A 13,687-nucleotide genomic window follows, 5' to 3' on the forward strand; every position below is an offset into this window, starting at 1 on the left:
CACGTTCGACCAGCAGCGGGTGATCGCCAGAGAGGATGCCAACGTCCCACCCCAGGGCCCGCAGCGCTTCGACCGACGGCAAAGCATCGGCCCGCAACTCGTCGCCCAGCGCCGCGAGCGCAACGCCCGCGCCGTCGCCGGCGATCAGCACCGGCGTCAGCCCCTCGGCGGCAAGCCGGGGCAAGTGGCCGGCCAGCTCGTCGCCCAGCGCGATCTGCCGATCGGCCAGCAGCACCGCCGAACCGACGACCAGCTCGTGCCCGGCGACGCGACCGACGATCCCCTGGCCGTGAATCTGCTCGAACCGCTCGACTTCGAGGGACGCCAGCTCGGCGGCACGCATGTCGACCGCCAGGTCGCGTGCCAGGGCCTGCGCCAAGGGGTGCGTCGCCGAGCGTTCGAGCAGGGCGACATGAGGCCGCCAACCGCCCTCGCCAATGAAGCGCAAGACGCGGAGCTTGCCGGCTGTGAGGGTCCCGGTCTTGTCGAGCCAGATGCGTCCGGGACGCGCCAGATGCTCGAGCACGTCGCCCGACTTGATCAGGATGCCGCGCCGCGCCGCGCGCCCGTACGCCACGGCCAGGGCCAGCGGCGTGGCCAGCCCCAAGGCACAAGGGCACGAGACGATCAACAGCGCCACCGCGTTCTCGATCGCAACCGACCAGTCACGATGGACCCACCACCAGGCCAAGGTACCCACCGCCAGCACGAGCACGACGGCGACAAAGTATCCGCTCATGCGATCGGCAAGCCGCAACAGCGGCGTTTTTTCCGCCGTGGCTTGCTCGACCAGACGCAACAGCCGGCCGACGCGGGTGTCGTAGCCGACCGCTTCGACGCGCAACCGCAGCGGTGCCGACAGGTTCGTCGCGCCGGCCACGATCGCTTCACCGGGGCCCACGGTCACGGGCGTTGCTTCGCCGGTCAGAATGGCCTGGTCCAGCGTCGATTGTCCGGAAGTCACTACGCCGTCGGCCGGCACCAATTCGCCGACACGGACCTCGGCCAGGTCGCCGGGCCGCAGCGCGTCCAGCGGAATCGAGCGCACCTGGTCCTCTTCGACGCGATGTGCGAGGCGCGGGGTCAGGCAGCGAAGCAGCGCCACGCTGTCCGCCGCGTGACGTTGCTGGCGAAACTGGATCCAGCGGCCCAACAGCAGGAAAAACACGAGCACGGCCAGCGAGTCGAAGTAAATCTCGCCGATCCCCAGCACGGTATTGATCACGCCGGCGATGCCGCCGGCCGCTAACCCCAGCGCGATCGGCACGTCCATGTGCGGCGTGCGCGTACGCAGCGCGGCCCAGGCCCCGCGAAAGAACACCGCGCCGGGGCCCAGCAGCGCCACGCCCCCGACGAGGGCGCTCGCCCAGCGAAACAGGTTGGCATGCCCGGTGGCCATCGTGCTGAACATGCCCGCGTAGAGCGCAAAGGCAATCAGCATCGCGTTACCGGCGCAGGCACCGGCAATCGCCAGCTTGACCAGCCAGGCGCGATCTTCGCGGCGAAAGGCCAACGCGTTGAGATCCGAGTTGACGGGGTGCGGAGCATAACCGAATCGATCCAGCGCGCGAGCAATTTGCGCGAGCGTTACCTGCTGCGGGTCCCACGTGAGGTCGACCGTCGAACGGCCGAGGTTCAGCCGCGCCTCGATTGCCCCCGGCACGACCCGCGGCAATCGTTCGACCAGCCAGACGCAGGCCGCGCAATGCACGCCTTGCAGATACAACTGCACCTGGTTGGCACCCAGGGCGGTGCAGGTGACGTGTTGTTCGGCAAAGTAGGGGTCGTCCATCTCGTCGTACGCCCCGCCCTGCCCTGTCGCAGCCTGAGCGGCACCTGTGCTCGCTCGACGGACGGCGTAGTAATCGTCGAGGTCGTATTGGCGGATGATCGCGTACGCGGTGCGGCAACCCGCGCAACAAAACTGCTCGCTGTGCTCGGGCTCGTAGAGCGCGACCGGCACCGGAAGGCCACAATGGCTGCATGCCGCGGTCGGCCGCGCGGCGGCGTCCTGCCCAGCGGCGGCACCCGACCCGGACGGGCCTGTCGGGGCCTCTACGCTCGTGGCGTTACTCATGACAACAGGGCATCGACCGTTCGGGAAGTTGCTCGATGTGCCGAACGGCACCGTCGAGCGTCGTGGCGACCGCGGGGGCCGACAAGCCTTGATAATTGGCCCACGCCCGCACGGCAACCGTTTGCACTCCCACGGCGATCAGCAGGACGGCCGTGAGCAAGGGCGCGGCACGCCCCAGCCGCGCCGCCAGCGGCCGCGCCCCGAACGCCAGCGCCGAGAGCAGAGGCACGGTGCCCAGCCAGAACACGAACATCACCGCGGCGCCCAACCAGGGGGTGGCCGTCCCGGCCGCCGTGATGACGAACGCATACAGCCAGCCACACGGCAGGAACACCGTCAGGGCGCCGATCGCCGCGGCCCGGGCCTGGGGCGGCCAGGTGCCCAAGCGACGATGCGCGGCCTGGAGCCGCGTTTGCAACCAGCGCGGCGCGGAAAAATGCAGCATCCCGCGCCCCCACAGCCGGGCCAGGGCAATCGTGCCGAGCACGATCATCATCGCGCCGGCCAGCACCGCGGCGATGCGCTGCAAACCCAGCCAGTCGGCGCCCAAATCGACCGCCGCCCCGAATGCCGCGGCGGTCGCGCCCAGAGTTGCATAACCGATCAGCCGGGCACCGTGGTAAAGGGCCCAGGCCAGCATCGGACGGCGATCGTGGCGCGAACCGTGGGCCGCGGCGACCAACGCCAGCGGACCGCACATGCCTGCGCAATGCGGGCTCCCCAAGAGACTGGCCACGAACGTTGCCCAGAACAAGGCCGTCATGCGCTGCTCACGGTTGAGGGGGCGTGGGCGAAGTAAGTTCGTTCAGCGTGTTCTGGGAATTCCACAGAAACGTGTCCTGGCCGCGCACAGCCCTCAGGCGCAGTTCCCAAATGCCGGGCCGGCTGACCCGCGCTACGAAACTGTACAGCCCGCTGCCGCTCCCCAACTCGACCAGCGTGAACCGCTCGGCCGCGGCGGCATGGGCATGGTGAAACACCTCGACGGTGGGCATCGCGCCGCCGACGGGGCGACCCGACGCATCGTGCAGGCTAAGCCGGATTTCGCGACGGCCGAGCACGTCGACCGTGTCGTCGAACGCCCAGCTGGCCTGCCACCCCAGCGCATCGCTGGCGCGTTGGGCGGCTTGGGCGTCGTCCCAGTGCAGCGCCTTCTCGTGGTATTCCGGCACGACGGCCATGCTCGCATCGCTCGTGGCCAGGTAGATGATCAGCAGGCAGGCGGCGATCTGGAACAGCAGCAGCCCGACGATCACGGCGCCCCACAGCCACCGAGCCTTGAGCTCACTCGATTCCGCATCGAGATTGCCCGAGTGGGCGGCCAGCGTGGCGCCGGTCAACGAACCGTGTGACGAGGACCCAACAAGCGACATTCGAGCACCCTGCGTTCACCGTCCTGATTTTCGACGGCCAATTGCACGTCGATCCAGGCCAGCTTAAACGCCGTCGGAGGAATCGTAACGAGGACGGGTTGCGTGAGCGTGTGACCGACGTCGAGGCGGATATCCTGACCGTCGGAGTTGAGCTTCAGGTCGTCGCGGCCGACGACGCTGAAACGGAACGTCTGTTCGTGAGTAGAACGATTGACGAGCTTGATCCGCAGCAGGTTCTGGATCTGCCCGTCGGTGGCCACGGTAAACGGATTGCCGAGCCCGCGCAAGATGGTCACGTCGTACGACTGTTTCAGCACCAGCATCGTGGCGAACGCGCCGAACGCGATCAACAGGACCGGAATATAGATCGCCAGCCGCGGCCGGAAGAACGGCTTCTTCACGCCCTCGATGCCGTCCTGCGAAGAATAGCGGATCAATCCGCGGGGCCGCTCGAGGCGGTCCATGATGGCGTCGCAGGCATCGATGCACTGGGTGCAATGCACGCACTCCATCTGCAGCCCGCCGCGAATATCGATGCCGGTCGGGCAAGTGCGGACGCAGGCGCCGCAGTCGACGCAATCGCCCTGCACGACGTTCAGCTGCGGGCCTGCTTTGGCCACCTTGCCGCGCGGCTCGCCGCGCCGATGATCGTAAGCCACGATCAGCGACTCGCGATCCAAGAGCACCGATTGAAACCGCCCATAGGGGCAAGCGATCAGGCATAACTGCTCGCGGAAGAAGACGAAGTCGAACATCATCAGGCCGGTTGTGATGACCATCACGAGGAACGGCGTCGGATGTTCCAGGGGCGACTGCCGGACCCAGCGTGCCAACCGGTCGATGCCCACGAAATAGGCCAGGAAGGCGTGCGCCAGGACCATCGAGATGGCCAGATAGATCAGCCACTTGACGATCCGGCGCCAAGCGGCCGGGTTGCGCGTCGGCGGACCGCCGCGCCCCACGGTGCCGTCGAGCAGCCGCTCGATGGGACGATAGACGTATTCCAGGTACACGGTCTGCGGGCAGGCCCAACCGCACCAGACGCGTCCCAGCAGCGCCGTGGCCAGAAAGATCGACAGGAACACGCAGACCATGAACAGCGCGAGCAGCAACGTGTCGGTCGGCAGAAAAGTGAAGCCGAAGAACGTGAAGTGCCGCGAGCGAATGTCCAGCAGAATGGCCGGCAGCCCGTTGATCCGTATGTAGGGCAACGCGATGAACAGGATCACCAAGAAATAGGCCACGGCCTTGCGCCGTTGCCACCAGGCGCCCTGCGACAGGCGCGGCTTGAGCCAGCGCCTCGTCCCGTCACGCTCCAAGGTCGACAGGACGTGCTCTTCCGGTTCCAGTAATGAGGAGTTCATGGCGGTTCAGACTAGCTCAGCTGGCCCCGCTCGGGGGCTGGCTCGCGGCTTCCGTTCCACCGGTGGCGTTGGTCGCTGGGGCTTCAGGAGCGGCGGCCGGCGCGGCCGATGGCGGCGGCACCGCAGGCCACGCTGGGATCACCTTCGCTTCTTTTTCCGGCGGTTTGCCGGAAGTCAACGGTGCGCTACGCATATTGGCCACATAGCAGGCCACCAACACGACCTCGTTGGGGTGCAATCGAGTCTTCCAGGCCGGCATGGCGCCGCCCTTGGCCCCGTTGGTGATCACCTTGGGGATGTCGGTCAGCGTCTTGACGTGGATCCAACTGTCGTCGTGCAGGTTCGGCCCGACGAGCCCTTGCCCCTCGGGCCCGTGGCACGAGACGCAGTTGCCCTTGAACACCAACTCACCGACGGTCAACCAGCGCGGCTCGGCCATGTACTTGAGCAGCGTCGCCTCGTCGGGCTGCAATTCGCCGATCTCGGCAAACTGCAGCCGCAGATTATCGGCCACGGCCTTGTTGTAGGCGTCGTCGCGCGACCGGTTCGGCGCACCGGTGTGGTAGTACAGCATGTACAGCGCCGAGAAGATGATCGAGCCGTAGAACAAGAAGTTCCACCAGCCGGGCAAGGGGTTGTCGTATTCCTGGATGCCGTCGTAGCCGTGATCGCGGACGACGTCTTGTGATTCAGCCATGGTGAACTCTCCGCTGGCCCTCCTCGAGCGGGATACGGGCCTGTTGTTCCGTCGCATCGCGCGATTGCAGCGCGGTGCGAATGCAAATCAAGGCAAAGGCCATCGCGAACAGCACCAAGGCTGCTTCGGCGAAAAACGAGTAATTCAAATAGCTCACGACTTCTTCAACCACCGGACCGGTCCTCCGTTGCGGGGTTTGCAGTCTCGTCGGCTCGGGCTTGCGGTGTCGCGCCAGCGGGCTGCTCCTGGGTCACGGCCGGTTGCTCCGGGGCCGGCGCCGGCGACGTAGGCGTCGCAGCCGGAGCCGCCGGGGTGGCGTACAAATCGGTGCCCAATCGCTGCAAGTAGGCGATGATCGCCACGACCTGCTTCTCTCCGAGCCCTTCCGGCCCGCCTTGGGCCACGATGTCGCCAGCCACCTTTTGGGCCTGAGCGCGGGCCAACTCTTCGGCCTGCTTGAGCTCTTCGGTGTACGGCACACCGAGATACGACAGCGCCTGGACGCGCTCCGGGATCGTCTTGAAGTTGATGTCGCTGGCGGCGAACACCGGGTACGCGGGCATCACCGAGCCTGGCGTGACCTTGCCGGGGTTCTCGAAGTGCAGGTAGTGCCACAACGACGATTGTTTGCCGCCTTCGCGGGCCATGTCCGGACCGATGCGGCGTGAGCCCCATTGGAACGGATGGTCGTAAACGAACTCGCCCGGCTTGGAGTATTCGCCGTAGCGCTTCGTCTCGGCCAGGATCGGACGAATCATCTGCGAGTGGCAGTTGTAGCAGCCGTGGGCCACGTACAAGTCGCGGCCGTAAACCTCGAGCGGCGTGTACGGCTTGACCGTGGCGATCGACGGGACATTGGCCCGAATCAGGAACGTGGGAATGATCTCGAACAGCGACGCGGCGATCACGGCCAGGATCACCCAGACGGTGAACCGCACGGGCAGCCCTTCCCAGGCTCGATGCCAGTTGAGCTCACCCAAGTGGTGCAGCTTTTGACCGACGTCCGAGACGGCCTCGAGCGCGGCTCGGGCCGGCTTCGGCTCGACATAGGTCGCCGAGAGCGGCGCCGCGGCATAGACCGGCACATCATAGGTCTTGGGTCGCGTGGCCCAGGTCAGGGCATAGTTGACGGCCATCATGACGAGGCCGGCGACATACAGCGCGCCGCCGACCACGCGCAGCTGCCACAGCGGGAGCAACTTTTGGACTGTCTCGACGAAGTCGGGATAGATCAAGCGGCCCTGCTCGTCGATCGCGCGCCACATGAGCCCTTGGGTCAAGCCGGCCACGTAGATCGGCACGATGTAAAGCAGGATCGCGACGGTACCGATCCAGAAGTGCCACTCGGCCAGCCTCTTGCTGTAAAGCGGCGTCTGGAAGATACGCGGCAGCAGCCAGTAGATCATGCCGAAGGTCATGAACCCGTTCCAACCCAAGGCACCGCCGTGCACGTGGGCGACCGTCCAGTCGGTGTAGTGCGACAGAGCATTGACGCTCTTGACGCTGAGCATCGGGCCTTCGAACGTCGACATGCCGTAGAACGTAATGCCGACCACGTAGAACTTGAGCACCGGGTCGGCCGTCACCTTGGCCCAGGCGCCGCGCAGCGTGAACAACCCGTTGATCATGCCGCCCCAGGACGGCATCCACAGCATGACCGAGAACAGCATGCCCAGGGTCGAGGCCCATTCGGGCAGCGCCGTGTAGTGCAAGTGGTGCGGGCCGGCCCAGATGTACAGGAACACCAGTGACCAGAAGTGCACGATGCTCAGCTTGTACGAAAACACCGGACGCTCGGCGGCCTTGGGCAGGAAATAGTACATCAAGCCCAAGAAGGGCGTGGTGAGGAAGAACGCCACGGCGTTGTGCCCGTACCACCATTGCATGAAGGCGTCTTGCACGCCGGCATAGACCGAGTAGCTCTTGAACAGGCCGGCGGGCACGACCAGGCTGTTGAAGACATGCAGCACCGTGACGGTGACGATCGTGGCCACGTAGAACCACAGCGCCACGTACATGTGGCGCTCGCGGCGCTTGGCCAGGGTGCCGAAAAAGTTCACGCCAAAAAAGCCCAGCCACACGACGGCGATCAACAAGTCGATGGGCCATTCGAGCTCGGCGTATTCCTTGCCTTGCGTGATTCCCAAGGGCAACGTCACGGCGGCCAGCACGATGATCAACTGCCAGCCCCAGAAATGCAGGCGACTGAGCTTGTCGCTGAACATCCGCGCTTTGCACAACCGCTGCGTCGAGTAGTAGATCGCACAAAACAGCGCGTTGCCGGCGAAGGCGAAGATTGCCGCATTCGTATGCAGCGGACGCAAGCGGGCAAAGGTGATGTATTCCAGGCCAAAACTCAGGTTTGGCCACACGAGCAGCATCGCGACAATCAGCCCGGCCAGCGTGCCCACGATGCCCCAGACGAGCGTCGCGGTAGCGAACATGCGCACGATCGCGTCGTCGTAGCTGAACTCTTCGAGCCGGCCGCCCTTGGCCGTGCCTGCGACTGTGGGAGAGTTATGTGATTCTGCAGCGACACTCATCCGTCTGCTTTCCCTGGCAATGGTAGGTTCGATAGCAACGCTACAAACGGCATGGCTCAACCGGCGCGACAAACGATTCCCGAGCGACGTTCACGCCTTGAGCAACCGTTGTACCAAGCCTATCGGCTGCTCTGCATTCGCACTGCGACGGTTTGCGCGATCCGATGAGCAACCGGTCGACAACCGCATATTCAGCCAATCCGACGTCGAATCGACTAGGGCCATCGGGATTCGTGCGACAATGTGTCACAAAAGCGGACCGCCCTGACGCGCTTGAACCGCGAAACGCGCGCTCAATCGCTCGCATGTCGTGCGGCTCGAACCAGAGCATATCCGCTCACCCCACTTTTGAACCAGCGGACTTGCCCGGTCTCCCGGGTAGAGAGGCCGGGCACCCTCGAGCGCGGCGCTCGCGAGCGGGCTACGACGACCTACAGTTGGACGAATACCGCCTGTTGCCAGCGTCCTGATCCACGCGAAAAGGGCCGCCCCGCCATGCCGTCCGTTACCACGCTCGAACTGTCTTCGCTTGTTGCCACCCCGGCGCGCATCGAGCCGGTCTCTGCCGACGGCGACGTTGTCCGCCGTGCGGCGTTGGCACTGTACTGCCAACAGAACTTCTTGCACGACATTGAGGCCACGAGCCAGGCCGTCGAGGCCAACCTGCGGCCGATCGAAGACGGCGGTCTCGACGACAATTTTGCCGGCGTCAACCGCGACCTGATCAACCTGGCCGACGAGATCGCCACCGTCTGCGGCGAGACGCAACACGCCACGACCCGGACCAAGCAGTTCCTCGACGCGTCGACCGAGAGCCTGCACGAAATGCACGCAACGGCCCAGGCCCTGGCGAAAGACTGCCAGAACATTCGCGAGGTCGCGGCCGCGGTCGACAATTTCGCGCGCCAGACTTCGCTCTTGTCGCTCAATGCCCGGATCGAGGCGGCCCGCGCCGCCGAACACGGCCTGGGGTTTGCCGTGGTGGCCGACGAAGTGAGCAAGCTGGCGTCGCGCATCAAGACCGAGAGTGAATCGATCCGCCGCGTCGTCGCCGTGATCGCCGGCAACATGGAACGTGTCGCCGAGCAACTGCGGGTCGAGATGGAGAACAACCACGAACAGACCGAGGCCCTGGCGCGGATGGTCGCGTCGAACGTGGCCCTGGCCGCCAAGGGGGAGCAGCTTCCGGCCACGGTCGCGAAGCTCGACCAGTTTCTCGATCCGCTGGAAAGGGCCCGACAAGCCCGCGGACAGAATCGGATGCTGCAGGTCACCGTGGGCAACCTGTGCCGGAACATCGCCAGCATCTACGGGGCCTTGCGGGGCTGCGTGCCCGAGACACAGCGGCCGGCGGGCGTACCGGACCTCGACGGCTTCATCGAGCAATTGGCTACGAGTCTGACCACGGGCCGCGACTTGTCGATCGAGACGCTGCTTGCCGCGCAGCTCGACGCCGGCACGACGCCCCAGCAGTGTCTGGCCGCGATCGGCAGCGCCGTCCAGGCCGCGAATATTCGCCAGAAGCATCGCCACGTATCGGTCGGCGACTATTACCTCAATTTCCTGGTCGTCGAGCGCGGGCTGGCTCTGCTGGACCAGCGACTGTCCCGCCAGGTGCGTGGCGACATGAAGGTCGTGCTCGGCAATGCCCGCGGCGATTACCACAGCCTGGGCCGCGAAATGGTCGGCCTGTTCCTGCGGGCCGCCGGCATCGAGGTGATCGACGTAGGCCTGGGGGTCGAAGTGCCGGCCTTCGTCCGCGCCGTCCGCGAGTCGGGGGCCCGGGTGGTCGGCGTCTCGTCGCTGCTGGTCGAATCGGCCAAGGAAATCCGCAAGCTGCGCGAGTCGCTCGACCGGGCCGCGCTGCGGCATGTGAAGATCGTCGCCGGCGGGGCCTGCTTTGTCGTCGACCGCGACTTCGGCTTCGAGGTGGGCGCCGATTACGTGGCCACCGCGGCCAGCGACATGGTCAGCATCGTCGAGGAAATCTACCAGCACACGCCGTTCGGCGCCGCAACCCGCGCCGCGGCCCGGCCGTCAGGAGCAGCACGATGAACTCGATCGCGCGCGTGTTGGGCGCGTTGCACTTTGGCCGCGGCGGCTTCGCGCCGCCCGACCGCGTGCCCGTCTTTCCGGTACCGCTGATGCAGGGCGCGCTGGTCTACGGCTGCACGGTCGAAGAATACTTCGCGATGCCCGCCGAAAAGATTGCCCGGGCGCAGGTCGAGCTGAACCGCATGCTCGATGGCGTCCCCGACGCGGTCGCGGGCTTTCCGCACGTGATCGAAGACGTGACCGGCTGGGGGCTCACGCTGGTGCACCACTATCGCAACAGCACACCGGCCACCGGCGGCATGTTGATCCGCGAGTTCACGGAGCTCTCCGGCCTGCGCGCGCCGCGTCCCGAGGCCTCGGCACAATTGGCCAAGACGCGCGACGTGATCGGCGCCTTGCGCGGCATGATCGGCGGCGAGAAAGTCGTGCTCGGCGCCTGCATCGCGCCCTTCAGCCTGCCCAGCATGTTGATGGGGACTTCGAAGTGGATGCGGCTGCTGTTCACGGCCGAGCTGCGCAAACGCTATCTCCAGCCGCTGCTCGAAGTCTGTCAGCAGTTCGTCGTCGAATGGGCCCGACTGCAACTCCAGGCCGGGGCGCACGTCGTCGTGCTGGCCGACGGCATGGCCTCGGCCACGATGCTGCCGCGAGCCATGTTCGAAGACTTTGCCCGGCCCCTGGTGCGCGACACGATTCGGCAAATCGGCGGGATGGTGGCCTACGAACCGGTCGGAAGGATCGAGCCGTTTGTCGATGCGTGCGCCGATCTGGGCGCGGTGGCCTTGCTGATCGGCGAAGAAGACGACGTGGCCACCTGCAAACGAAAGCTCGGCGGCCGCCTGGGCCTCGTGGGCAACGTCAACAACATGAAGATGCGCCGCTGGTCGCCGGCGCGGATCGAGCTGGTCGCCAAGCGCGCCCTGCGGGCCGGTATGCCGGGCTATGGCTTCATCCTCGGCAACCAGGGGCCAGAAATTCCCTTCGACGTGTCGCTCGACCAGATCGCCGCCCTGGTGCAGACGGTGGAGAAATACGGGCGCTACGAGACCTCGCCCGCCGCGCGCGGGCTGGTCAACGCCGGTTCGGACGACAGCCGCACGCTGGCGGCGGTATACTGAGCCCGACCGTGATCGTCGGGCGGCGCGTGGCCGCCTCGGCGCGGTTGGGACACTTGATTCATGCTGCTGCCCCGGGCCATGGCCTGCTCGTCGCCGCCGCATCCGCGCGGCGTATCGCGGCGCGAGTTGCTCGAGATCGGTTGCTCGAGTCTCTTGGGGCTGGGACTGCCCGCGCTGGCCCCGGCGTCGCCGGTCTGCGCCGCCACGGCTGAAGCCGCCTCGACCAAGCATCGCGCCAAAAGCGTGCTGTTCGTGTTCCTCTTTGGCGGGCCCAGCCAGCTCGACACGTTCGACCCCAAGCCCGACGCCCCGATCGAGTATCGCGGGTCGCACTTCGGCACGATCGGCACGGCGCTGCCGGGCGTACGGTTTTGTGAACATCTGCCCGAGCTGTCCGCGCGGACGTCGCGTTTCGCCTTGGTGCGGACGATGGCGTGCAATCCGAATTTCGGCGATCACCGCTTCGCGGTGCACGGCCTGCTGGGCGGCATCGACGAGCTTCCGGCTGGCGCGGGCTTGCCGGCGACGCGCCGCGACTGGCCCTGCTGGGGTTCGGTCGTCGAATATGTCCGGCCGCGCAGCGCCGGCCTGCCCAACTGCATCGTCCTGCCCGGCCTGGTCGTCGATCCCGGCACGGGCACCTATCCCGGCCAAAACGCGGGCCTGTTGGGCGCGAAGTACGACCCGTTTCGAATCGATCAGAACCCCAACAGCGACCAGTACCGGGTCGACGGCAGCCTGAGCATGCCGCAAGGCATGAGCCTGGCGCGCCTCGCCGAAAAGCGCGAGCTGCTGGCGGCGCTCGACCGTGGGCAAGCGGCACTTGAAGCGGGTCTCGAGGTGGCGCCCTATTCGGCCCAGCAGCGCGAGGCGTTCGGCGTGCTGAGTTCGGGTCGATTGGGCGCGGCGCTCGACATCGCCGCCGAACCGGCCGAGATGCGCGACCGCTACGGGCGACACCTGTTCGGGCAGTCGCTGCTGTTGGCCCGGCGCCTGATCCAGGCCGGCATTCCGCTCGTCCAGGCCAACGTCAGCTATCAGGCGTTGTGGGACACGCACTACAACAATTTCGTCGGTCTGCGCGGCTTGTTGCCGCCGTTCGATCGGGCCGTCTCGGCGCTGCTCGACGACATGCACGCCTTGGGGCTGCTCGACGAAACACTGGTCGTCGTGATGGGGGAGTTCGGCCGCACGCCCAAGCTGGTGCTGCCGCGCCCCAGCGATCCCAGCCACTTCACCAGCCCGGGCCGGGACCATTGGATGAACTGTTTTTGGGCGATGTTCGCCGGCGCTGGCGTGCACGGCGGACAGGTGATCGGCCGTTCGGACGCGGTGGCGGCCTATCCGCTGACGCGCGCGTTTACACATGCCGACGTCGGGGCCACGGTCTACCGCGCGTTGGGCATCGACCCGCGACGAGAAATCCACGACCTGCAAGGCCGGACACTCGTGCTCAATCACGGTGCGCCGATGGACGCGCTCTACAGCGCGGCCGACGTTTAATCTAATCGCGCGCGAAAACGCACCGGCAGCGATTTGAACTGATTGAGAAACACGCCGCGCGTCCGCTGCGGCGCTGTGTCGAGCTCGAGCTCGTCGAGCCAGGCCAGCGTCTCTTCGAACAGCACCTTGAGCTCGAGCCGGGCCAACGGCGCCCCCAGGCAGAAATGTCGCCCGCCGGCGCCGAAAGCCTGATGGTCGACCTTCGCCCGGGTGATATCGAACCGCTCGGGGTCGTCGTAGACCGCCTCGTCGCGGTTGCCCGAGACGAACCAGAGCACGACCTTGTCGCCGGCGCGGATCGTCCGGCCGTGCAGCTCGACATCGCGCAGCGCCGTCCGGCGAAAGTGGGCGAACGCCGGAAAGCAACGCAGCATCTCCTCGATCGCCGACGGGATGCGCTCGGGTTCGCGACGCAGCAAAGCCAATTGGTCGGAGTGCTCGATCAGGGCGTGCATACCGCTGGTGAACACGCTCTTGGTGCTGTCGGTGCCGGCCGAGAAGAGCAGGCCGAACATCATCAGCAATTCCATGTCGTCGAGCCGATCGCCGGCGATTTCGGCCAAGGCCAAGGCACTCAGCAGGTCGCCGGTGGCCTGTGAACGGCGCTCGGAGATCAGCGCGTGCAAGATCGGCGCGGCTTCAGCCAGCGCGTCCTGAACCTGCGTCCACTCCTGTCGCAAGTCGGCATCGTCGTAGCCCAGGCCGACGTTAGCCCATTCGACCAACTTGGGGTCCAGCTCGGGCGGCGTGCCCAACAGTGCGCCGATCACGCGGGCAGTGACTGGCGCGCCGACGTCGCGCACCAGGCCGCCGTGGCCGCGCGCGGCGATCCGGCCCAGCGCCGCGCGCGTGGCGTCGCGGATCAGCGGTTCTTGCTCGGCAATCCGCTTGGGTGTAAACGCCTTTTGGAACAGCGCCTTGACCCGGTCGTGGCGCGGCGGGTCCATCGAGATCATC

Annotated in this window: 11 protein-coding genes; 3 read left to right on the forward strand and 8 right to left on the reverse strand. The window is 66.3% G+C overall.

Features of this window, described 5'->3' with window-relative positions:
* From K1X74_22715 to ccoN, 7 genes are all read right to left on the reverse strand, one after another.
* On the reverse strand, window positions 1-1,963 hold a 1,963-nt coding region (locus K1X74_22715; protein ID MBX7169165.1), incomplete at its 3' end, for a heavy metal translocating P-type ATPase.
* A 106-nt stretch (window positions 1,964-2,069) separates the two neighbouring features.
* Window positions 2,070-2,840: a sulfite exporter TauE/SafE family protein gene (locus K1X74_22720; GenBank protein ID MBX7169166.1), complete on the reverse strand. Its 771-nt coding sequence runs from the start codon at window positions 2,838-2,840 to the stop codon at window positions 2,070-2,072.
* 7 nt (window positions 2,841-2,847) lie between these two features.
* A complete protein-coding gene (locus K1X74_22725; protein MBX7169167.1) occupies window positions 2,848-3,450 on the reverse strand; it encodes a FixH family protein in 603 nt (200 codons plus the stop codon).
* The gene (gene ccoG, locus K1X74_22730; protein MBX7169168.1) at window positions 3,414-4,814 is read right to left on the reverse strand and encodes a cytochrome c oxidase accessory protein CcoG; all 1,401 of its coding nucleotides are present in this window, start codon (window positions 4,812-4,814) and stop codon (window positions 3,414-3,416) included. The genes K1X74_22725 and ccoG overlap by 37 nt, the downstream gene beginning before the upstream one ends.
* 16 nt (window positions 4,815-4,830) lie before the next feature.
* A complete protein-coding gene (locus tag K1X74_22735; GenBank protein ID MBX7169169.1) occupies window positions 4,831-5,511 on the reverse strand; it encodes a c-type cytochrome in 681 nt (226 codons plus the stop codon).
* Entirely contained in the window at window positions 5,504-5,683 is a 180-nt protein-coding gene (locus K1X74_22740; protein MBX7169170.1) for a hypothetical protein, read from the reverse strand. Before K1X74_22740 ends, K1X74_22735 begins: the two co-directional genes overlap by 8 nt.
* Window positions 5,676-8,054: a cytochrome-c oxidase, cbb3-type subunit I gene (gene ccoN, locus K1X74_22745; protein MBX7169171.1), complete on the reverse strand. Its 2,379-nt coding sequence runs from the start codon at window positions 8,052-8,054 to the stop codon at window positions 5,676-5,678. The genes K1X74_22740 and ccoN overlap by 8 nt, the downstream gene beginning before the upstream one ends.
* 495 nt (window positions 8,055-8,549) lie before the next feature.
* Here ccoN and K1X74_22750 point away from each other — a divergent pair, with 495 nt between their 5' ends.
* The 3 genes from K1X74_22750 to K1X74_22760 are packed head-to-tail and all read left to right on the forward strand — an operon-like array spanning window position 8,550 to window position 12,730.
* The gene (locus tag K1X74_22750) at window positions 8,550-10,109 is read left to right on the forward strand and encodes a cobalamin-dependent protein (GenBank protein MBX7169172.1); all 1,560 of its coding nucleotides are present in this window, start codon (window positions 8,550-8,552) and stop codon (window positions 10,107-10,109) included.
* Window positions 10,106-11,227, forward strand: a complete 1,122-nt coding sequence (locus tag K1X74_22755; protein ID MBX7169173.1) for a hypothetical protein — start codon at window positions 10,106-10,108, stop codon at window positions 11,225-11,227. The genes K1X74_22750 and K1X74_22755 overlap by 4 nt, the downstream gene beginning before the upstream one ends.
* A 60-nt stretch (window positions 11,228-11,287) precedes the next feature.
* Window positions 11,288-12,730 carry a DUF1501 domain-containing protein gene (locus K1X74_22760; protein MBX7169174.1) on the forward strand — a complete coding sequence of 481 codons (1,443 nt, stop codon included), beginning with the start codon at window positions 11,288-11,290 and terminating at the stop codon, window positions 12,728-12,730.
* Here the strand turns inward: K1X74_22760 and K1X74_22765 are convergent.
* Window positions 12,727-13,687 (reverse strand): cytochrome P450 (locus tag K1X74_22765; GenBank protein MBX7169175.1); only part of this gene is annotated, 961 nt, incomplete at its 5' end. The two genes, K1X74_22760 and K1X74_22765, sit on opposite strands and share 4 nt — an antisense overlap.

The organism is Pirellulales bacterium, from assembly GCA_019694435.1.
Classification (GTDB): domain Bacteria; phylum Planctomycetota; class Planctomycetia; order Pirellulales; family JAEUIK01; genus JAIBBZ01.

Coding starts and splice junctions, on each gene's coding strand:
- ccoG (MBX7169168.1), bottom strand. CDS start 4,814: ATGAACTCCTCATTACTGGAACCGGAAGAGCACGTCCTGTCGACCTTG.
- K1X74_22760 (MBX7169174.1), top strand. CDS start 11,288: ATGCTGCTGCCCCGGGCCATGGCCTGCTCGTCGCCGCCGCATCCGCGC.
- K1X74_22755 (MBX7169173.1), top strand. CDS start 10,106: ATGAACTCGATCGCGCGCGTGTTGGGCGCGTTGCACTTTGGCCGCGGC.
- K1X74_22725 (MBX7169167.1), bottom strand. CDS start 3,450: ATGTCGCTTGTTGGGTCCTCGTCACACGGTTCGTTGACCGGCGCCACG.
- ccoN (MBX7169171.1), bottom strand. CDS start 8,054: ATGAGTGTCGCTGCAGAATCACATAACTCTCCCACAGTCGCAGGCACG.
- K1X74_22750 (MBX7169172.1), top strand. CDS start 8,550: ATGCCGTCCGTTACCACGCTCGAACTGTCTTCGCTTGTTGCCACCCCG.
- K1X74_22735 (MBX7169169.1), bottom strand. CDS start 5,511: ATGGCTGAATCACAAGACGTCGTCCGCGATCACGGCTACGACGGCATC.
- K1X74_22720 (MBX7169166.1), bottom strand. CDS start 2,840: ATGACGGCCTTGTTCTGGGCAACGTTCGTGGCCAGTCTCTTGGGGAGC.